19 protein-coding genes and 1 tRNA gene are annotated in these 20,650 nt (G+C 33.8%); 7 read left to right on the top strand and 13 right to left on the bottom strand.

The annotated features are described in order from the left end of the window. Window positions 1-122: 122 nt before the first annotated feature. The 5 genes from prmA to Q0800_RS02470 all read right to left on the bottom strand — a co-directional run bounded on the left by prmA (window position 123) and on the right by Q0800_RS02470 (window position 4,812). Window positions 123-962 (bottom strand): 50S ribosomal protein L11 methyltransferase, encoded by an 840-nt coding sequence (prmA, locus tag Q0800_RS02490; RefSeq protein WP_299127327.1) that lies wholly within the window; start codon window positions 960-962, stop codon window positions 123-125. After that, window positions 963-1,712: a triose-phosphate isomerase gene (gene tpiA, locus Q0800_RS02485; protein ID WP_299127325.1), complete on the bottom strand. Its 750-nt coding sequence runs from the start codon at window positions 1,710-1,712 to the stop codon at window positions 963-965. A 151-nt stretch (window positions 1,713-1,863) separates the two neighbouring features. Further along, window positions 1,864-2,940: an ABC transporter permease gene (locus Q0800_RS02480; protein ID WP_299127324.1), complete on the bottom strand. Its 1,077-nt coding sequence runs from the start codon at window positions 2,938-2,940 to the stop codon at window positions 1,864-1,866. 151 nt (window positions 2,941-3,091) lie between these two features. Then, window positions 3,092-4,186 carry a BT_3928 family protein gene (locus Q0800_RS02475; RefSeq protein WP_299127323.1) on the bottom strand — a complete coding sequence of 365 codons (1,095 nt, stop codon included), beginning with the start codon at window positions 4,184-4,186 and terminating at the stop codon, window positions 3,092-3,094. Window positions 4,187-4,269: 83 nt separating this feature from the next. After that, on the bottom strand, window positions 4,270-4,812 hold the full coding sequence (locus Q0800_RS02470) for a DUF1599 domain-containing protein (RefSeq protein ID WP_299127321.1): 543 nt from the start codon (window positions 4,810-4,812) through the stop codon (window positions 4,270-4,272). Between the two features lie 96 nt (window positions 4,813-4,908). On the opposite strand from Q0800_RS02470, the gene folP reads away from it, so the two are divergent. The 3 genes from folP to Q0800_RS02455 are packed head-to-tail and all read left to right on the top strand — an operon-like array spanning window position 4,909 to window position 7,318. Beyond that, window positions 4,909-5,739, top strand: a complete 831-nt coding sequence (gene folP / locus Q0800_RS02465; RefSeq protein ID WP_299127320.1) for a dihydropteroate synthase — start codon at window positions 4,909-4,911, stop codon at window positions 5,737-5,739. 16 nt (window positions 5,740-5,755) lie between these two features. Next, the gene (cdaA, locus tag Q0800_RS02460; RefSeq protein ID WP_299127318.1) at window positions 5,756-6,538 is read left to right on the top strand and encodes a diadenylate cyclase CdaA; all 783 of its coding nucleotides are present in this window, start codon (window positions 5,756-5,758) and stop codon (window positions 6,536-6,538) included. Continuing rightward, window positions 6,539-7,318 (top strand): DUF3667 domain-containing protein, encoded by a 780-nt coding sequence (locus tag Q0800_RS02455; RefSeq protein ID WP_299127315.1) that lies wholly within the window; start codon window positions 6,539-6,541, stop codon window positions 7,316-7,318. Between the two features lie 29 nt (window positions 7,319-7,347). On the opposite strand, the gene Q0800_RS02450 is transcribed toward Q0800_RS02455, so the two are convergent. Together Q0800_RS02450 and truA are read right to left on the bottom strand one after the other, a co-directional pair. Further along, the gene (locus Q0800_RS02450; protein WP_299127313.1) at window positions 7,348-9,117 is read right to left on the bottom strand and encodes an ABC transporter ATP-binding protein; all 1,770 of its coding nucleotides are present in this window, start codon (window positions 9,115-9,117) and stop codon (window positions 7,348-7,350) included. 22 nt (window positions 9,118-9,139) lie between these two features. After that, the gene (gene truA / locus Q0800_RS02445; RefSeq protein ID WP_299127310.1) at window positions 9,140-9,883 is read right to left on the bottom strand and encodes a tRNA pseudouridine(38-40) synthase TruA; all 744 of its coding nucleotides are present in this window, start codon (window positions 9,881-9,883) and stop codon (window positions 9,140-9,142) included. A gap of 196 nt (window positions 9,884-10,079) precedes the next feature. On the opposite strand from truA, the gene Q0800_RS02440 reads away from it, so the two are divergent. Continuing rightward, a complete protein-coding gene (locus Q0800_RS02440) occupies window positions 10,080-10,583 on the top strand; it encodes a metallophosphoesterase family protein (protein WP_299127308.1) in 504 nt (167 codons plus the stop codon). 169 nt (window positions 10,584-10,752) lie between these two features. Here the strand turns inward: Q0800_RS02440 and Q0800_RS02435 are convergent, their stop codons facing one another. Next, the gene (locus Q0800_RS02435) at window positions 10,753-11,163 is read right to left on the bottom strand and encodes a DUF4293 domain-containing protein (RefSeq protein WP_299127307.1); all 411 of its coding nucleotides are present in this window, start codon (window positions 11,161-11,163) and stop codon (window positions 10,753-10,755) included. A 213-nt stretch (window positions 11,164-11,376) separates the two neighbouring features. Here Q0800_RS02435 and rho point away from each other — a divergent pair, with 213 nt between their 5' ends. Continuing rightward, window positions 11,377-13,011 (top strand): transcription termination factor Rho, encoded by a 1,635-nt coding sequence (gene rho, locus Q0800_RS02430; protein ID WP_299127304.1) that lies wholly within the window; start codon window positions 11,377-11,379, stop codon window positions 13,009-13,011. A gap of 90 nt (window positions 13,012-13,101) precedes the next feature. Here rho and Q0800_RS02425 read toward each other — a convergent pair whose 3' ends face one another. The 4 genes from Q0800_RS02425 to proS all read right to left on the bottom strand — a co-directional run bounded on the left by Q0800_RS02425 (window position 13,102) and on the right by proS (window position 17,723). Beyond that, window positions 13,102-15,609, bottom strand: coding sequence for a T9SS type A sorting domain-containing protein (locus Q0800_RS02425; protein ID WP_299127301.1), 2,508 nt, complete (start codon window positions 15,607-15,609; stop codon window positions 13,102-13,104). Between the two features lie 181 nt (window positions 15,610-15,790). Beyond that, window positions 15,791-16,042, bottom strand: coding sequence for a 30S ribosomal protein S20 (gene rpsT, locus Q0800_RS02420; RefSeq protein WP_299127299.1), 252 nt, complete (start codon window positions 16,040-16,042; stop codon window positions 15,791-15,793). A 23-nt stretch (window positions 16,043-16,065) separates the two neighbouring features. Beyond that, window positions 16,066-16,137, bottom strand: a tRNA-Glu gene (locus Q0800_RS02415). A gap of 107 nt (window positions 16,138-16,244) precedes the next feature. Beyond that, window positions 16,245-17,723 carry a proline--tRNA ligase gene (gene proS, locus Q0800_RS02410; protein ID WP_299127298.1) on the bottom strand — a complete coding sequence of 493 codons (1,479 nt, stop codon included), beginning with the start codon at window positions 17,721-17,723 and terminating at the stop codon, window positions 16,245-16,247. 100 nt (window positions 17,724-17,823) lie between these two features. Here proS and Q0800_RS02405 point away from each other — a divergent pair, with 100 nt between their 5' ends. Next, a complete protein-coding gene (locus tag Q0800_RS02405) occupies window positions 17,824-18,900 on the top strand; it encodes a hypothetical protein (RefSeq protein WP_299127297.1) in 1,077 nt (358 codons plus the stop codon). Between the two features lie 32 nt (window positions 18,901-18,932). After that, window positions 18,933-20,447 carry an outer membrane protein transport protein gene (locus Q0800_RS02400; RefSeq protein WP_299127295.1) on the top strand — a complete coding sequence of 505 codons (1,515 nt, stop codon included), beginning with the start codon at window positions 18,933-18,935 and terminating at the stop codon, window positions 20,445-20,447. A gap of 61 nt (window positions 20,448-20,508) precedes the next feature. Here the strand turns inward: Q0800_RS02400 and Q0800_RS02395 are convergent. Beyond that, window positions 20,509-20,650, bottom strand: a 142-nt coding sequence (locus Q0800_RS02395; protein ID WP_299127356.1) for a T9SS type B sorting domain-containing protein, incomplete at its 5' end; no start/stop codon positions are given.

Genomic DNA, 20,650 nt, shown 5'->3' with positions numbered 1-20,650 from the left:
TTTGTTAAATATACGTTAAAAAAACATTATTAGAATACGGAAAAACCAAATTTTTTAAATTTATTATGTTAAATCAACGAAGTAATTCGATTTTTATTAAAAAAAACATCCGAAATTAAGAATTATCTAATATTAAATTTAGCCGCTATCCAGTTGTTTTTTACGATTCTATCTTTAAACTCTAGATTGTTTACAGCGCATTTTTGCTTTATAAGTTCTAAATCATTTTCATAAAAGCCACTTAAAAATAAAGAGCCATTTTTATTTAAACTCTTTGCATAAGTTGGAATATCTTGAAGTAAAATATTTCTATTAATATTTGCAATAATACTATCGTACTTTTGATTTTTTAGTAGTGATACATCACCTTCATATACAGAAATATTATTACAATTATTACGCTCTGTGTTTTCTACACTATTAAGGTAGCACCAATTATCAATATCGATTGCATCTAATTTAATTGCACCAACTTTTTCAGCAAGAATTGCTAAAACACCTGTTCCGCAACCCATATCTAAAACCGTTTTATTTTTAAAATCGTTTTTAAGAATATACTGAATCATCATGTATGTCGTTTCATGATGACCCGTACCAAAACTCATTTTGGGCTCTATGATGATATCGTAATTGGTAGATGGAACTTTATGAAACGGAGCGCGAACCGTAACTAAATCATCAACTACTATAGGTTTAAAATTTTTCTCCCATTCTTCATTCCAATTGGTTTGTTCAATTTCATTAAACTCATAAGAAATTGAAAATTCATCAGAATTAAGAATTTGAATATCTTCTAAAATAAAAGCATTCCAATCCCCTTTCTGAATATAAGCTGTTACACCATTTTGTGTTTCTACAAAACTCTCAAAGCCAGCATAACCTAATTCTGCAATTAGTATTTCGGTTGCTGGCTGAAGCGGCTCAACTTTAAAGTCGTAGCCTATATATATGTTACTAGACACCTAAAATGCACTAACAATAGCAAAGAAATCTTCGGCATTAAGTGAAGCTCCACCAATTAAACCACCATCTACATCTGGTTTAGAAAAAATTTCTTTTGCATTAGCTGGTTTAACGCTACCTCCGTAAAGAATAGACACAGAATCCGCAACCTCACTGCCATATTTTTCTGATAGTGTTTTTCTTATAAACGCGTGCATATCTTGTGCTTGCTCTGGAGTGGCAGTTTCGCCTGTACCGATAGCCCAAACTGGCTCATAGGCTAATACTATTTTGTTAAAGGCTTTGGCTTCTAAATGAAATAAAGCGTTTTTTATCTGGCTTTCTACAACGGCATCTTGTTTCTCTGCTTTTCGGTCTTTTAATTCTTCACCAAAGCAGAAAATAACTCTCATATCATTCACTAAAGCAGCATTAACTTTTTTAGCTAAAGACTCATCGGTTTCATTATAATACGCTCTACGCTCACTGTGCCCAAGGATTACAGTCTTTATACCTATACTTTTTAACATAGCTGCGCTGACTTCACCAGTGTAGGCGCCATTTTCTGCAAAGTGCATGTTCTGAGCTATGACTTCTATAGTATTATCTTTTAACGTTTGATAGGCTTGCCACAAATTGGTATAAGTTGGTGCAATCATTACCTCAGCATTGGAGGTTTTGGACTCTCTTTTTAAATCCGTAATCAATGCTTCGGTTTGTGATAAATCGTTGTTCATTTTCCAGTTACCTGCTACTATATTTTTTCTCATAAGCCCATCCTAACCTTCCCTGAGGGAAGGAATTTGTTATTTAATTAAAATTTAATTTGAATTACAAAAATAAGGTAAAAAGGGTATACAAAATTTACTTGATAGTATAAAATAAACGCAAACGTTATAGGGTAAATACTGTAATTAATTACTAAGACAATTTTACTTTAGGATCGAGCCAAGCATACATAATGTCTACCAAGATATTAATGGTAATAAATACTATAGCAATAACTAGTACCGAACCCATAATTACTGGTAAGTCTAGGGTATTTAAAGCAGTTACAATTTCTTTGCCTAAACCATTCCAGCCAAAAATATATTCTACAAACACAGCACCTGCCAACATGGATGCAAACCAACCAGAAATTGCTGTAACTACAGGATTTAAAGCATTTTTTACAGCGTGGTTTTTAATAACCTGAAACTCGCTTAAACCTTTTGCACGAGCCGTTCTTATATAATCTTGACTCATTACTTCTAACAAAGAGTTACGCATTAATTGAATTACCACTGCCAATGGACGAATACCTAAAACAACGGCTGGCAAGATTAAGTTCTTCCATTTAATGGTCATTTTCTCTCCAAAATCATCTAACTCATACAGACTGCCTGTCATTTCTAGATTGGTGTACTTATGCAATACAAACCCAAATAGCCAAGCAAACAAGATCGCACTAAAAAATGAAGGTACGCTCATGCCTAAGGTGCTCAGTACCTGAATGCTTTTATCTATCCATGTATCTTTATACAATGCCGAAATTATGCCAAAAACAACACCAAGTACTATGGCTATAATTATAGCGGATACTGCCAGCACAAACGTATTAGGCATAGTCTCAGCAATAATTGCTGTTACCTTTTTGCCGTGCTTAGTAAAAGATGTTCTTAGATAAGGCGTTTTTATTACCGTTGTTGTATTACCAATACTAAACAATTTGGATCCATTATATTTATTGCTGCTTAGATACGTATAGTCCTCGGTATTTTTTGAATGAAATGAAAGCGGTGACAAATCATTAAGATAGTACAGGTATTGCGTACCCAACGGCTTATCAAATCCATATTTTTTCTTTATAACCTTTACCTGATCCGCAGATTGATTTTGACCTAACATCATTTTAGCTGGGTCACCAGGTAGCACAGTAAATAAAAAGAAAATAACCGTTATAACACCGAGTAGAGTGAGACATGCGTAAAAAAGTTTATTTATTAAATAGCTTATCAAGTCTTTAGTCTTTTGTAGGGTAAGCGGTTATCGTTTAAAAAATAATACTCATAATTTTTTACAATGTAGTTTCATAATTACTCTAGGACTTTCTAATGCCTAATATTTACTACCTATCGTCTAATGTCTACTGTCTAATGTCTACTGTCCACTAAAGTTCAATATCAGCAATATCGTTCCAATGGGCTTTGTTAATCACTGTACCTTTTTCTAAAAGTACAACACCAGGATTAGAACGTACAATGGTTTTAATCACCTTTTCATCGCAGAGGTAAAAGTCAAAATTTAATCCGTAAGTTTCTTTCACTTTTTGCTTCTCTGTATTGCCAGACGAGGTTAAGCCAATTACTGTATAACCTTTTTTAGCCGCTTTTTCTGTAAATGATTTAAGCTTTGCAACACCATCGGTTTCTGCTGTAGTAATATTGTACATTGCCACTAAAACAAGCTTGTCTTTTTCTAAAAAGTAAGCGGTTAAATCTTCATCCTCGGACTCAATAGAAAAATCTTGAATTGGTGGAATATAGCCTTCATCAATGGTTTTAGTCTCTACACCAACATAATCACCATCAACCGACGGATAACTACCGTTCGTAATAAATTCTTGGTTTTCGCCATTAACCTTAAACGTCCAAGTATACTCTAAAACAGGTTTTGGAGCATTATCCGGAATTGCCATTTGTTCCTGTATATTTTTCCCTATGGCATAGGCTCTAAAATCTATGGACGGTAAATGCATCAGTACATGATAACCAAACCAAAGCGAAATTATAAAACTTAATAACGCCATTACCGTTGTTGGCAGTTTTGAGAATATAGGCTGTATGTGTTTTAATCCATAAACCAAAATTAGAATTAACACTAAAAGAATAACATCTTTAGTAAAACTTTCCCATGGTGTTAATTTTAGGGCATCACCAAAACAACCACAGTCTTTCACCTTATCAAAATACGCAGAATAAAAGGTTAAGAATGTAAAAAAAACAATCATAGCTAATAGACTATAGACTGTAAATTTTGTTTGGTAACCAATGAGCAGAAAAACACCTAAAACAACTTCGAAAACAACAACAAATACAGAGATCAGTAAGGCATAAGGAATCAATAATTCCATATTTAAAACATCGGCACCGAAGTATTCCTGAAGCTTATAGGAAAACCCTAAAGGGTCATTCAACTTTATAAATCCTGAAATAATAAAAAGGACTCCAACAAATATTCTGCTTAATTGTACTAAGTATTTCATATTTTGTGTCATTCCTGCGAAAGCAGAAATCTATTTAATAGTTTAACTTTTTATCTGGATTCCTGCATTTTCAGGAATGATAATCAATTCGCTTCATTAAGATGAATCATCGCAAAAATCGCGTAGTTGATCATATCTTGATAATTAGCACCAATGCCTTCACTAACGATGGTTTTACCTGCGTTATCTTCAATTTGCTTAACGCGTAATAGCTTTTGCAAAATTAAATCGGTTAAAGAACTTACGCGCATATCTCTCCAAGCTTCACCATAATCATGGTTTTTATCTAACATTAATTGTTTGGTCAGCGCAATCTTTTCGTCATAAAGTTTTGTTGCTTCTTTAGTATTTAAATCGGGTTGCTCAACCACACCTTTTTCTAATTGAATTAATGCCATTAAACAATAGTTAATAATACCAATAAACTCACTAACCTCGCCTTCATCTACCTTTCTTAAGGCATTTTGCTGCAAGCTTCTTATGCGTTGCGCTTTTATAAATATTTGATCCGTTAAGGATGGTAATCTTAAGATTCGCCATGCACTACCGTAATCGCTCATTTTATTAATAAAAAGCGCTCTGCATTTATCAATTACTGCATCATATTGTTTTGAGGTGTCCTGCATCTAAAACTCTATTATTTTCCGTAAATTTCGCATAAATAAATTAGAAGTTCAAAAATTGAGGTTTAAAGTTTTAAGTCGCCTCTTTTAATATGCTTTATGACAATTAACTGTAAAGGCCAATTAATAGATTTAACCACACCCAAGGTTATGGGTATTCTTAATGTAACACCAGATTCGTTTTACGATGGCGGCCAATACAAGGATAAATCTTCACTCTTAAACCAAGTAGAAACGATGCTAACTGAAGGTGCCACTTTTATTGATGTTGGTGGCTACAGCTCGCGTCCAGGTGCTGATTTTGTGAGTGAAACTGAAGAATTAAATCGTGTTATTCCGGTTGTTCAACTCATTTTAAGACACTTTCCTAAGACTTATATATCAGTAGACACCTTTAGGAGTGCCGTTGCCAAGCAAAGTATTGAAGCAGGAGCCGCATTAATAAATGACATTTCTGCTGGTCAGCTCGATGAACATATGATTAACACCATAGGTCAACTTGGTGTACCCTACATTATGATGCATATGCGAGGTAATCCTAAAACCATGAAAGAGCAAACGGATTATGAAGATTTAATTAAGGATCTTAATTTATACTTTGCCCAAAGAATAGCAGAAGCGCATGCTGCAAAAATTAATGATATTATTATAGATCCGGGTTTTGGCTTTGCTAAAACCCTTGATCAAAATTACCAATTGCTCAATCAGCTAGAACTTTTAGGCATTGTTGGTAAGCCGATTTTAGCCGGACTTTCACGTAAATCCATGATCTATAAAACATTAGGCACAACCTCAGCTAATGCTCTAAATGGGACTACAGCATTACACATGATAGCCTTAGAAAAGGGCTCAAAAATACTTCGAGTACATGATGTTAAGGAGGCTATGGAATGTATCGCCCTTTATAATCGACTTAATTTATTAAATTAGCAAAAACACTAACCATTTGGAAAACTTACAACTTTGGGATTTTAGATTTATAGATTTCGTTGATGTCTTCCTCGTTGCCATCTTACTGTACTATATTTATAAATTAGTTAAAGGCACAGTCGCCATCAATATCTTTATTGGGATTCTTATAATTTACTTTGCTTGGAGACTTACAGATTACCTGCAGATGCAAATGCTCTACAGTATTTTTGATGGTTTTATGAAGGTTGGGATTATTGCACTGATTGTAGTTTTTCAACCAGAAATTAGAAAGTTTTTATTACTCGTTGGTTCTACCAACATTGGTGGTAAAAAAGGCATCTTTAAAAATTTTAAGTTCCTTAAAACTGATGACCAAACTACAACAGATATTGATGCCATTATTAATGCTTGCAACAAAATGGGAACTACAAATACCGGAGCACTCATTGTAATAGAACGCAATAACAATCTCGATTTTCTCACTAACACTGGTGACGAAATGAATATTTTAGTATCGCAACCTATTATAGAAAGTATCTTTTTTAAGAACAGTCCGCTGCACGATGGTGCTATAATTATAGACAATAATGTGGTAAAAGCCACGCGTGTGATTCTACCAGTAAACAACGAAAAAACAATACCAGAACGCTTTGGATTGCGCCATAGAGCTGCAGTAGGCATTACAGAAAAAACAGATGCCCTCGCCATTGCCGTGAGCGAGGAAACAGGTCAGATTTCCTATTTTAAAGCTGGTGAGTTTGTAATGTTTAAAGATACTGATGACCTTAGAAAAAAAATAAAAAACGACCTTACTTAGATGAATTGTAAAAACTGCCATGCAGTACTAAACATAGAGGCCAACTATTGTACTAGTTGTGGCGGTAAAATGGTACGTCACAGATTAACACTTAAAAATTTGTTTGCTCATCTTAGTGAAACGTTTTTTAATTACGATAATAAGCTTTTAAGAACACTAACAACATTACTTACAAAACCCGAAGCGGTTATTTGCAGCTATATAAGTGGTGTAAGAAAACGTTATGTAAATCCTATCAGTTTTTTTGGTTTATCGTTGACTATTGCTGGTCTCTCTGTATTTCTAATAAAGAAATTTTATTTAGAATATTTTGATTTAAAAGCTTGGATGATGAGCCTCGATATTTTTTCGAATGAAATATCTCAACGCGCTTTAGAAAATTATTCTACAAGCGACTCTATGGAGTATAGCTCTTTAATGTTTTCTATTATAATTCCGTTTTTAGCTCTTTTATCTTGGATCGTTTTTTACAAAAAATCTTATAATTTTACAGAGCATATTGTTATATACTTATATACCATGTCTTTGTACTCTATTATCAGCGTACTTATTGGCCAGCTTATATTAGCTGTAGCACCTACGTTTTACATATCGTTTGTATTCTTAAGTTATCCAATATTAGTGCTGTACCATTGTTTTGTTCTTAAACGCGTCTTTAATTTAAGTTGGTTAGAATTATTATTAAAGACTATGGTATTCTTAATAATATTTCTCCTCAGCTATATTATTTTAGGTATAATATCATTTATTATTGGCATAGTTTTAGGTACTTTATTCTAGCTTTAAAAATCATATATTAAAGTGATAATTTAATAAGCTTCAGCCTTTAAAAACTGAACTTCGTAAAGATTTTTATAATAGCCATCTTTCTTTTTAAGCAAAGATTTGTGCGTACCCATTTCTACAATTTCACCTGCATCCATTACAATAATTTTATCCGCTTGTTGAATGGTCGCTAAACGATGCGCAATAACGATAGATGTTCTGCCCTTGGTAATTGTATCCGTAGCATCTTGTATGAGTTGCTCAGAGTAAGAATCCACAGACGAGGTTGCCTCATCTAAAATTAAAATACTAGGATTGGTCACATATGCCCTTAAAAACGATATTAATTGACGCTGACCAGAGGAAAGCATAACTCCACGTTCTTTAACATTGTAATGGTATCCATTAGGTAATGTTGCAATAAAATCATGTATTCCAATAGCTTTGGCAGCAGTAACAACATCATCTTCTGTAATGTAAGCGTTATTGAGTGTTATATTATTTAAAATAGTATCTGCAAATAAGAATACGTCTTGTAGTACCACTGCAATTTGATTACGAAGTGAGCTTAAAGTCATAGCTTTAATATTGGTACCATCTACCTTTATAGTACCAGAGTTAATATCGTAAAACCGGTTTAAAAGATTTATTATTGTAGATTTACCAGCACCTGTAGCACCAACAATAGCTACGGTTTCACCTGCCTCTACGTTAAAAGAAACACCCTTAAGCACCTCTTCATCCTTTACATAAGAAAATCTTACATTATCAAACTCAATTGCTCCTTTAAAGTGGTTGGCCTCAATTGTACCAATATCATCTATATTAGAAGTTGTATCTAAAACCTTAAACACCCTATCGGCAGCAACCATTCCCATTTGAAGCGTATTAAACTTGTTAGCTATTTGGTAGAGTGGCCTAAACAACATTGGTATAAACATGGTAAAGGATATTAAATCTCCTAAGGTAGTGCCAGCATTAGCAGATATAGCACTAAACCCACCAACTAAAATAACCATAGCCAAGGTTAGGGAGGATACAAATTCTGCAATTGGAAAGAAAATAGAATTATACCAAACCGTCTTTAACCAGCCTTTTTTATGGCGCTCGTTTATTTGCTTAAAATTTTTGTATTCTGTGGCTTCACGCGTAAATAATTGTAAGATTTTCATTCCAGTAACCCGTTCTTGTACAAAAGAATTAAGATTAGACACTTCGTTTCTTACGTCTTCAAAAGCGCGTTTCATGTATTTCTGAAAAATCTTGGTGGCAATAATTATTATTGGCATTGTAGCAAATACAATAAGGCTCAATTTTAAATTAATAAATGCCATAAAAATGACCACAACTAGCATCTTAAGAATATCGCTAAATATCATAAAAAGCCCTTGCCCAAAGATATCTGCAATACGCTCCATATCAGTAACAGCTCTTGTAATAAGCACTCCAACGGAAGATTTATCAAAATACGTCATCTTAAACTTTAAGATGTGACGAAACAATTTTACTCTAATATCTTTAACTACAGATTGCCCTAACCAACTTGCGTAGTAAATGAATAATAATTGAGAAATAACTTCAAAAATTAGCAAGCCCAACATTATGACCATATATACCACAAAGCCATTGTATTGTTTATTGGCAATCTTTACATCTATAGCTTCTTTTAACACGTAAGGTCTTAAAGCACCAAAAATGGCTAGACCAATAACACAAACTAAAGAAATTACAAAAACAGTACGATAAGGTTTTATATACTGCAACAGACGTTTAAAAAGTGTAACATCAAATATTTTCTTCTTTTGTTTTGTCATAAATTAACCTCTTATGAGGGTTCTATTTTTTAATTGATTTAGGATAACTAATTTCTACCAAATATAAGCCATGTGCTGGTACTGAAAACCCTGCCTTGCCTCTATCTTTTGATGCTATAATGGTATGTAAGTCCTCTGGATCTAATTTTCCTAAACCTATATTTACCATTGTACCTACCACTGCTCTTACCATATTGCGCAAAAAACGATTGGCCGTAATGGTAAATACTAATTGATCAGCATCTAAACTCCAATAGGCCTCTTTTATATCACAATGATACGTTTTTACATCTGTATTACTTTTAGAAAAGCATTGAAAGTCTTTATACTTAAATAGAATCTTGCATGCTTGGTTCATAGCATCAACATCTAAAGGCAACTGTACTAAATAAGCATAATCATAATTAAACACATTTTTAGATGTTGAAATTTTATAATGATACGTTCTACTTTGCGCATCAAACCTTGCATGTGCCTTACTATTAACTTCAAAAATAGTATGTACCGAAATATCCTTAGGCAAATATGAATTAAGCTTATAAACTAAATTAGTATCTAGATTGTTTCCTTCAAAATCAAAATGAGCTATCATCTTTGCGGCATGCACACCAGCATCTGTTCTACCAGCACCAACTATAGAAATATCCTTTTGTAATAGTGTCCTTAAGGCTTTTTCTAATACTTCTTGAACAGAAATAGCGTTGGGCTGATTTTGCCAGCCATGATAGGCCTTACCATTGTATGAAAGCTCAATGAAAAATCGCAATAGAAATCTTACTTTTGTGAAAAAACAAAGATAAACCTATTCCTGTGAAGGCAGGAATCTTCTTAACAAAAAATTAGTTTAGTAAAACTTAGGTATAATGATGCACGCTTAGATCTTATAATTGAGTCTTATTCGCCTAAAAAAATTAAAACTAGTAATCCTTAAAAACCGATTTTTACATTTGTGACAACTAAATATGAAAAAAATCCTTTTATTATCCGACACTCACAGTTACATTGATGACGCCATATTAAAGCATGTAAAACATGCAGATGAAGTATGGCATGCTGGTGATATAGGTGATTTAAAAGTTGCTGATAGTATAAAAGCCATAAAACCGTTAAAGGCTGTTTATGGAAATATAGATGATGCCAAAGCGAGAACTGAATTTCCGCTGCATAATCGATTTTTATGCGAAGATGTTGCTGTTTGGATAACACATATTGGTGGCTATCCGCCAAAGTACAACCCTAAGATAAGAGAAGAACTCACCACAAACCCACCAGATCTATTTATTACTGGTCACTCTCACATACTCAAAGTAATGCCAGACAAGAAACTAAATCTGTTACACATGAATCCTGGTGCTGTTGGTAAGCATGGCTTTCATAAAAAAAGAACAATGCTTAGATTTAAAATTGATGGTAAAAAGATAAAGGATTTGGAAGTGATAGAGTTTGAAAGAAGAAGTCCATCCTAGCCTTCCCAGAGGGAAGGAACGCTTACTCAACCGTAAAATATTTATAAATCAACTATTAAAACTAAAGCAAATTGATAGGAATTCCCTTCCCTTTGGGAAGGGTTAGGGATAGGCAATAAAAAAACCCAAACGGCAGTGTTTGGGTTTTCTAACTACTAAGATTTTAGGTTCATCGTAATCGATCTACAGATTTTACAAGATCTTCATCCTTTTTAATAGCCTTGTTAGCCAAGACTAAACACACAATAGAAAAAACAGGAAGAAGAATCCCAATACCTTTCTCAGAAACATTAGTTTCTCCAGATACATTTAGAGATTGATAAACAAAGATTCCTAGTAAAATAAAGTTTAATATTATATTAATACGTCCCAAGACAAACTGAGACTTTCTATTTTTAAAACTAAAAATCGAAATTAAAGATAATAAAGCTGAGCCCAAAAACAAGCCCAAATACGCATAATTATCAATAGCGTAGATTTTAAGTCCTTCATTGTTTGTCCATAAATGAAAAACAAAAATTAGACCAGCAGAGATACCAAGTACTAATAATAAATAAAGTGTTTGTATTCTTTGTATCATTTCTACGCTTTTTAAGCAATACAAAATTAGAGTTTATTTTTGAAAAGATAGAAATTTATTTAAAATAAAGTCGTATCATTGCAGAAGTTGAAAAGTAACACTCTGAGTTGCATTTAACTAATCTTCCAAATTAATCTCACATTTTTTCTTTTTATTTCATTTAGAAAACATTGAATTAATAATATCAAATTATAATACATTATATACATAGAAATGTTTGAAATTTCACAGTTAAAAGCTAAGAAGCTTCCTGAATTACAGGACATAGCCAAACAACTAAAAGTACCAAAGTACCGTTCTCTTAAAAAATTAGATTTAGTTTATCAAATCTTAGACTACCAAGCGGCCAACCCAGATGCGGTTAAGGAATCTACTAAAACGGAAACTAAGCAAGAGGTTAAAGAGAATAAGCCACAGCAAAAGCGAGCTAGAACACAGCAAAAACCTCAAGAAGCTAAAGATCAAAAATCTTTAGAATTTAAAGAAAAAAAGGAGGATGCTAAACCTCAAGATCGCAAGCAGAGTAGTGATAAGGCAACTAATGATAGAAAAAATCACAAAAAGCAAGATCATAAGTCTAACGATCGTAAGGATGATAATCGCCGTTCTAATAATAACCAGAACAACGACAACAGGCAACATCGTAACAAAGACAATAATAGAAACAATAACAACTCAAAAAACAATGGCAACAAGGATAACAGAAACCGTTATCGCGAACCAGATTTTGAGTTTGAAGCTATTATTGAAAGTGAGGGTGTTTTAGATATTATGCAAGATGGTTATGGTTTTCTAAGATCATCGGATTATAACTATTTAACCTCACCTGATGATATTTATGTATCACAATCCCAAATACGCCTATTTGGTCTAAAGAAAGGGGATACAGTTTTAGGCCACGTAAGACCACCAAAAGAAGGTGAAAAATATTTCCCTTTAATTAAAGTGAGTAAGATTAATGGCCAAGACCCAAATGTAGTTAGAGATCGAGTGGCTTTTGAGCACTTAACACCATTATTCCCAAAAGAGAAATTTAATATTGCCGAAAGACAAAGCACAATTTCTACGCGTATTATGGATCTGTTTTCGCCACTTGGCAAAGGGCAACGTGGTATGATAGTATCGCAACCAAAAACAGGTAAAACCATGTTACTTAAGGATGTTGCAAATGCTATAGCTGCCAACCACCCAGAAGTTTATCAAATGATTTTACTTATAGATGAACGCCCAGAAGAGGTTACAGACATGCAACGTAATGTACGTGGAGAAGTTATAGCTTCTACATTTGATAAAGAAGCACACGAACACGTTAAAATTGCAGATATTGTTTTAGAAAAAGCAAAACGTCTCGTAGAGTGTGGCCATGATGTTGTTATTCTATTAGATTCTATTACGCGTTTAGCAAGAGCGTATAATACGGTACAACCTGCGTCTGGTAAGATTTTATCTGGTGGTGTAGATGCCAATGCCCTGCATAGACCTAAGCGTTTCTTTGGTGCAGCTCGTAACATAGAAAATGGAGGCTCACTTACTATTATTGCTACAGCATTGACAGAAACAGGCTCTAAAATGGACGAAGTTATCTTTGAAGAATTTAAAGGAACTGGTAATATGGAATTACAATTAGATCGTAAGATTTCTAACCGTCGTATATTCCCTGCCATTGACCTTACATCCTCTAGTACAAGACGTGATGACTTATTACTAGATGATAACACCATTCAAAGAATGTGGGTTATGCGCAAGTACTTAGCGGATATGAACCCTGTAGAAGCAATGGAATTTATTAATGATAGATTTAAACAAACTAGAAATAATGAAGAGTTCTTAATATCTATGAATGGCTAAAAAAGTCTCTTTTTCTTTTATTACAACGCAAAACAAAACCTTGAATTTTATAAAATTCAAGGTTTTGTTTTATATTAAAATTTAACTCTATTAATTCTTTACTAGTTTTCTAACTATCTTATTATTATCAGTTTCTAGAATAATAAAATACACACCTTTTAGGAGGGGAGATATGTTAATTTCAGATATATTTTCTACTCCATCTTTATTAAACTTAGTATTTACTATTCTTCCTCTTATATCTATAATGGAAATAGTATTAGCTTCAACTGCTTTGCTAAAATATACTTTATTTTCTGCAGGATTTGGAAAAATCTTAAACGCCGATTCAGCAGAATAATCAACATCATCAATACTTAATGAAGCCCTAAAATCTGAAAGTGGTGCTTCAAAAATACCTCGACCATGTGTACCTGCAAAGATTTTATCACCATTAAGATACTGGATTTCGATATCATTTACAGAAGTGTTTGGCAAACATCCTAATTTTTTCCATTCAGTAGCGTTTTCTTCTAAATAATATACTCCACTATATGTGCCTATAAAAATCATACCCTCTATCGTGTCATAAGTTTCGAGTGACAATACAGGTAAATTAGGAAGGTTATATGAAATGTTTTCCCATGTAAAACCTCCATTGAGAGATCTATAGACTTTAGAATTACTGGTAAAGCCACTATAAGAAATAAAAACTGTATTTTCATTTGTAGGGTGCACTTCTAAATCAGAAATATACTGATTTACCGGAGTACTATGAGAAGACCAAGTATTTGATAATGCATCTTTTTCAAAAACTGTATTAAATTGAGAGGCATATATTTTATTAGAATTACTCTTGGCTATAGCTATTTGCTCTAAGTTAGAGGTACTAATATTATTTCCAATAACAGACCAGGTAGCTCCTCTATTTTCTGAGGCGTAAACATTTTTATATCCTATAATGATCCTATCAGAATTGTTAGGATCAAGTTTATAAGGTGTTTCCCATGCACCATTACCATCTTCACCTGAAGGAGCAATATTTGTAGGAGAGCCAAATAGACTATTCCATCTTCTTAAACTGCCAAACTGAAAAGAAAAATATCGTCTATTAGAATCATTAAAGTCTATTTCTTGTCCCATCCCATCTCCTGTAGGATCATAGCTTTGCCACTCTCCATTAGAGTTTCTTGTTATATTTCCATTATCTTGAGAACCTCCTCCAAGGACATTAGCATCAGTTTGAGAAACAGCTATATCGTAGTACTGTGTAATAAACAGATCTGAAGATATATTCTCAAAACTATTTGTAGACACCGAATATCTGAACACACCACCATCATTACAATAATACACATAATCGCTTTGTAAGGGATTGGTATATATATTCCTTTGGTCTACGTGTACAACCTGTAATCCATTACCTAGCCAATTTGTTGTTGTAAAAAATGAATTTCCGAAATCATTAGATCTGTAACACTCAAAATTTCCTATTAAAAGATTAGAATCTTGGTTGTTAGAAAAAGATACTACACAATTTGATTCTGGTAATAAGCTTTGAGTGAAATTTTGACCATCGCTAGAGACATTTAAATTTACTCCATTTGTTACCGCAACGTATCCCGAATTTGACATGTTAGAGATAGCTATCCTTACTTGCCCATTACCAAAATCGTTATTTAATGAAAATGATGCTCCAGAATTTGTACTTAAAAAATATTGCCCTGATGCTCCACCCGCAAAAGCAAAGTTATTATTTAAACTATACTTTACTGCTCTAATATCCGCACTAATTACTTTAGATACAGAGGCAAAATAATCAGTTGTTCTGTATAAACCATCTGATGTAGCAACTAAAAATTCAGCAGGATTATTTGGATTAACATCCATTTCATATATTCTTATGTTTTGTGGTAATGTAAATGTTAACGCTGTGGGTAAAAAGTTTGCACCACCATCAGTAGATTCATAAACACCTATTCCCGAAGGTCCATACCATACAATATCACTTAACGAAATAAAAATCCTATCTGGATCGTTAGAGTCTATAATTATATCAGATACTGATGTGTGAGGAAGATTATTATTAAGATTAACATAAGACTGCCCACCATTTGTCGTCTTCCAAAGACCACCAAATGCAGCACCTACCAAAAAAGTATTTGCATCAGTCGGATGAAAACCTAAACTACTCACTCTACCCATATCTATTTGCACTCCAAAATTACCGTTGTAATTAACCTCTGACCAAGAAACATCAAATTCAGAGTCATCACATTGCAGTGCTGTAGATTTTGGGTTTGAATTATTAATAATACTGATATCACCTAAAGTACCGTCTGAGTTTAGTCTATACTTCCAAAAGTTTTTCCATCGTTGATATTTCACAAAATCACCATCTCTATGTGTACCACTACTAAGGTCATAAGGAGATAAATCAGGGTATTTAATTTTAAAGAAAGCATCAGCTTCTTCGACAATGTCATTAAACATTAGTTTTTTGTTTTCCTTATAATAAGGGTTAGAAATAATATCTCTTATACTTCTAACATTTTCTTGCGAAAACCCTAAAAGACTCACAAAAAATATGAGTAAAATCAAATTATTTAAGTTCTTCATAATATTTTTTTTTAAAATACTAAATATTTATTGAATGTTATCAATTTTAACTTTATGCTAAAAACATAATTTTATAATAATCTTAAAATGTTTATACAAAACACTTAGAATTTAAAAACAAAAAAGTCGTTGAACCTAAATATCAACGACTTCAAATATAATTATATTAATTTTTTGGAAACTAAATAGATGCTACATACTTTGTTAACTGTGACTTTAAGTTACCTGCTTTGTTAGCATGAATTACATTTTTCTTTGCTAATTTATCGATCATACTTACAACAGAAGGTAACATCTTTTGTGCTTCTTTAGCGTCACTTATTTCACGCAATTTCTTAATCGCATTACGAGTTGTTTTGTGCTGATACTTGTTTAGCACTCTTTTCTTCTCGTTGCTTCTAATTCTTTTTAAAGCTGACTTATGATTTGCCATTTTATTCTTTCTTATTAAAGTTGTAGCCCGTAGGGGAATCGAACCCCTCTTACCAGGATGAAAACCTGGCGTCCTAGCCGATAGACGAACGGGCCATTTGGTTATATACTTATTTAATGAACCAACAATGTTTCCATTGCGGATGCAAAAATACAACTATTTTTAAATGTTGCAACTCCTACATATATATTTTTTACTTTTTTTAATATGCCTTTGCAAAAAGAACACGTTGTTTTGATGACCCACCTGTTAAAATGCACTTCCCTTCTTCTTCTTCATTATCTAGTGGAACACAACGAATGGTTGCTTTAGTTAATTCTTTAATCTTTTCTTCCGTTTCACTGGTACCATCCCAATGTGCAGACACAAAACCAGTTTTATTCTCTAATACGTCTTTAAAGGATTCAAAATCATCAACTTTAGTAATATGATTATTTCTAAAATCTAAAGCATTATTAAATAAACTTTCCTGAATTTCTTCGAGCAAGTTCTCAACAACAACATTTATCCTTTCTAAAAGAACGGTATCTTTGGTAAACGTATCGCGTCTAGCAACTTCAACCGTTTTATCTTCTAAATCTTTAGGACCAATAGCAATTCTTAATGGCACACCTTGTAACTCGTGCTGTGCAAACTTAGCACCAGGACGTAAAGTATCTCTTTTATCAAATTTAACTCTTATGTGTCTTTCTTTTAGATCTTCAATGATTTCGTTTGCGACCTTACTAACCGCTTCAAACTGCTCGTCATTTTTAAAAATAGGAACGATTACAACTTGGTATGGCGCTAAATTAGGAGGTAACACCAAACCTTTATCATCACTATGCGTCATAATTAATGCACCCATAAGACGGGTTGAAACTCCCCAAGATGTTGCCCAAACATAATCTTGTTTACCTTCTTTATTTGTAAATTTAACATCAAAAGCTTCTGCAAAATTCTGACCTAAGAAATGAGACGTACCTGCCTGTAGTGCTTTTCCATCTTGCATTAGCGCTTCAATACAGTATGTTTCTTCTGCACCCGCAAAACGTTCGCTCTCAGTTTTTACACCTTGAATTACAGGAATCGCCATAAAATTTTCTACAAAGGTTGCATACACGTTGTTCATTTGAATAGTTTCCTCAATAGCTTCTTTCTTAGTAGCATGGGCTGTATGTCCTTCTTGCCATAAAAACTCAGCGGTACGCAGAAACAAGCGTGTTCGCATTTCCCAACGGACTACATTTGCCCATTGATTTACTAAAATAGGTAGATCTCTATAACTTTGTATCCAGCCCTTGTAGGTACTCCATATTATGGCTTCACTAGTAGGTCTTACTACAAGTTCTTCTTCTAACTTTGCATTAGGATCTACGCGTAATTTACCTTTGTTGTCAGGATCGTTTTGTAACCTATAATGGGTAACTACTGCACATTCTTTAGCAAAACCTTCAGCATTTTTCTCTTCAGCTTCAAATAAACTCTTAGGTACAAACAAAGGAAAATATGCGTTCTGATGTCCTGTTTCTTTAAACATTATATCTAACTCTGCTTGCATTCTTTCCCATATTGCGTAGCCATATGGCTTAATTACCATACAACCTCTAACTGCTGAGTTTTCAGCTAAATCAGCCTTGATTACTAGCTCATTATACCATTTTGAATAATCATCAGCTCTTTTCGTAAGATTTTTGCTCATTTTTTGATTTTTGGCACAAATATTGTGACTATGTTAAATAAAAAATTAGTTCAACAAAACTAACTATTTTTGCTATGTTCAACAATAAAATACGAGAGATATGAGATTTAATATGACTACTTTAGGAAAATTCCCAGTATTTGTTGTTTTCGGTATTACTGCACTTTTAACGTCGTGTGGTTCTTTTCAATATGCTGGTTACGATAATGATGGTATTTATTCTTCTGACAACTATGACAATAGAGTTGTTGAACAGCCTGTAGCTACAACATCTACAGAAGGCTCTAGTTACTACAGAAGTTATTTTGCTGAGAATTCTGCACAATTGAATGCTGTAACCCAAGAAAGTGAAATTTTTACTGATGTAGATTCTTATCAAGGTAACTACACAGAACGCGTGCAAGACACGTTAGAACAACGACCAATTTATGGCGGATGGGGACAAGCCAATGATAATGTTACTATAAACATCATAGACAATGGCTGGGGAGTTTGGAATGACCCTTGGCTATGGAATGCTGGTTTTGGTTGGAATAACTGGGGTTGGGGACAACCTTGGGGCTGGAACCGATGGGGCTGGAATGCTGGCTGGGGTTTAGGCTGGAACAATTGGGGTTGGAACGCTGGCTGGGGCTGGGGTGGCGGTTGGAACGCATGGTGCCCACCAGGTTATAGATATGGATTTAATAATTGGGCATGGAATGCTGGTTTTGGTAACTCAAATAGATTTGCATATAATAGAAACCGAAGAAGCGCTTTACTAAATAATAATAATAACTTTAGCAGAAGAAACAGAAGTAATGCCGCAGTATCTAGACGAGATTATTCTACTAGTAGATTATCTAGGGCTGCTACAACTAGAAATACAAGAAACAATAGCGTTAGATCATCGTCTAGGACTAGAAGTTTAAGTAATTCAAGAGCGACTAGACCTTCAAGATCTATAAACGGTACTTCGCGCACTAGATCATCAAACTCAAGGGTAACCAGACCATCGACACGCTCTAGTCGTTCTTCGGGTACAATAAGATCATCTAGAAGCAGTCGGTCGTCTTCAGGATCAATGCGATCAAGTAGAAGTAGCTCCAGATCATCTGGATCAATGCGATCTTCAGGAGGATCTTCGAGATCATCTAGCGGAGGATCTAGATCTAGCGGAGGAAGACGTGGTCGCTGATAATCACCAGTTTTAATTAATACAATATATTCATGAAAAAATTACTTATGGTTTGCATAGGGTTGCTAACTACATCCCATATGCTAGCCCAAGATATAACTGATGCTGTAAGATATTCAATAGATGATATCCAAGGTACAGCAAGATTTAAAGCTTTAAGCGGTGCTTTTGGAGCTCTAGGTGGAGATATGTCTGCAGTAAATATTAATCCGGCCGGATCAGCGATATTCAACAATAGCCATGTATCGTTTTCCTTGGGATCATTCAACAATAGTAATGATGTTAATTATTTTGGTGAAACAAATCGAAATTCGAACTCCAATATAAACTTTAATCAACTTGGTGCTATATTTGTATTTGAAAATTATAATCAAAACTCCCCTTGGAAAAAATTTACCCTAGGAGTTGCATATGACAGAACTAACGTTTTTAATGACAGATGGTTGGCTAGCGGAATTAACCCTAACACAAGCATAGGGTCTTACTTTGTAGACAATGCAAATGGCCTTCCCTTAGATGACATATCTGCATTACCAGGTGAAACTATTTCTCAGGCATATTCAGAAATTGGCTCTGTATTTGGTTTTAGGAATCAGCAGGCTTTTTTAGGGTTTGAAAGCTTCGTAATTGACCCTAATAATGACGAAAACAACACCTACAGTTCTAATATTGCAGGAGGAAATTACGCTCAGCAATATGCCTATACAACCAGAGGCCAAAATAGCAAATTAGGATTTAATATTGCCACGAGCTACAAGGACAAATTTTACTTTGGGCTTAATCTAAATTCACATTCTATAAATTTCGAAGAAAATACATTTTTAAGAGAAAATAATGCGAATGAAGCATCTTCAATAAGACGTGTAGATTTTGACAATAATCTTTTAACTACAGGAAGTGGTTTTTCATTTCAATTAGGTGGAATTGCTAAACTTTCGAATGAACTTAGATTAGGCATATCTTATAATTCTCCAACCTGGTATAGAATTTCTGAAGAAACCTCTCAAGGTATTTCTACCGTGCTATTAGATGGCGAAGACAGGATTAATACAACTCTAAACCCTAATGTAACCAACATCTATGAAGAATACAGATTACAAACTCCAGGTAAATTTACAGGAAGTTTAGCTTATGTCTTTGGCAAGCAAGGTTTAATCAGTTTTGACTATGCCTTAAAGGATTATAGCAATATTAGATTTAGACCTACTTCAGACGTATTTTTCTCAGAATTAAATACTGATATAACCGAGGCTCTAACATCAGCAGCCTCATATAGATTAGGCGGAGAATATCGCTACAATAGACTGTATTTTAGAGGAGGTTATCGCTTTGAGGAAAGTCCATATAAAGATGATTCCATTTTTGGTAATCTAACAGGATATTCCTTAGGCTTAGGTTATACTTTTGGTAATCTTAATTTAGATTTAGCTTTTAGCCAAACTCAGCGAGATAGAAACCCTCAATTATATGACATTGGATTAACGGATTCAGCGCTTGTACAAACTAAGTTTACTGATATAGTTTTATCTCTAGGTTTTAAAATATAATGCATTAAAAAAAGCCTGAACAAATGTTTAGGCTTTTTTAATGCAATACTTTAGCCATAAGCTATCGTTTCAAGGCAAAATGGGCTCTAAATTCTTTTCGTTGTACACTGCCGTCTGTTAGTGCATCGTACTCTACAGTAAACCAGTAATCATTCGTTGGCATTAAACTGCCATTAAACGTTCCGTCCCATCCTGGCCCGGAT

Source organism: uncultured Winogradskyella sp. (genome assembly GCF_937958655.1).
GTDB lineage: Bacteria > Bacteroidota > Bacteroidia > Flavobacteriales > Flavobacteriaceae > Winogradskyella.
This window is presented reverse-complemented; position numbering and strand designations above follow the sequence as displayed.

Excerpts from the sequence above, each read along its gene's own strand:
- rpsT (WP_299127299.1), bottom strand. The coding sequence starts at position 16,042 with ATGGCAAATCATAAGTCAGCTTTAAAAAGAATTAGAAGCAACGAGAAG.
- folP (WP_299127320.1), top strand. The coding sequence starts at position 4,909 with ATGACAATTAACTGTAAAGGCCAATTAATAGATTTAACCACACCCAAG.
- Q0800_RS02470 (WP_299127321.1), bottom strand. The coding sequence starts at position 4,812 with ATGCAGGACACCTCAAAACAATATGATGCAGTAATTGATAAATGCAGA.
- Q0800_RS02440 (WP_299127308.1), top strand. The coding sequence starts at position 10,080 with ATGAAAAAAATCCTTTTATTATCCGACACTCACAGTTACATTGATGAC.
- Q0800_RS02425 (WP_299127301.1), bottom strand. The coding sequence starts at position 15,609 with ATGAAGAACTTAAATAATTTGATTTTACTCATATTTTTTGTGAGTCTT.
- Q0800_RS02405 (WP_299127297.1), top strand. The coding sequence starts at position 17,824 with ATGAGATTTAATATGACTACTTTAGGAAAATTCCCAGTATTTGTTGTT.
- Q0800_RS02475 (WP_299127323.1), bottom strand. The coding sequence starts at position 4,186 with ATGAAATACTTAGTACAATTAAGCAGAATATTTGTTGGAGTCCTTTTT.
- tpiA (WP_299127325.1), bottom strand. The coding sequence starts at position 1,712 with ATGAGAAAAAATATAGTAGCAGGTAACTGGAAAATGAACAACGATTTA.
- rho (WP_299127304.1), top strand. The coding sequence starts at position 11,377 with ATGTTTGAAATTTCACAGTTAAAAGCTAAGAAGCTTCCTGAATTACAG.
- Q0800_RS02435 (WP_299127307.1), bottom strand. The coding sequence starts at position 11,163 with ATGATACAAAGAATACAAACACTTTATTTATTATTAGTACTTGGTATC.
- Q0800_RS02455 (WP_299127315.1), top strand. The coding sequence starts at position 6,539 with ATGAATTGTAAAAACTGCCATGCAGTACTAAACATAGAGGCCAACTAT.
- Q0800_RS02400 (WP_299127295.1), top strand. The coding sequence starts at position 18,933 with ATGAAAAAATTACTTATGGTTTGCATAGGGTTGCTAACTACATCCCAT.
- proS (WP_299127298.1), bottom strand. The coding sequence starts at position 17,723 with ATGAGCAAAAATCTTACGAAAAGAGCTGATGATTATTCAAAATGGTAT.
- Q0800_RS02450 (WP_299127313.1), bottom strand. The coding sequence starts at position 9,117 with ATGACAAAACAAAAGAAGAAAATATTTGATGTTACACTTTTTAAACGT.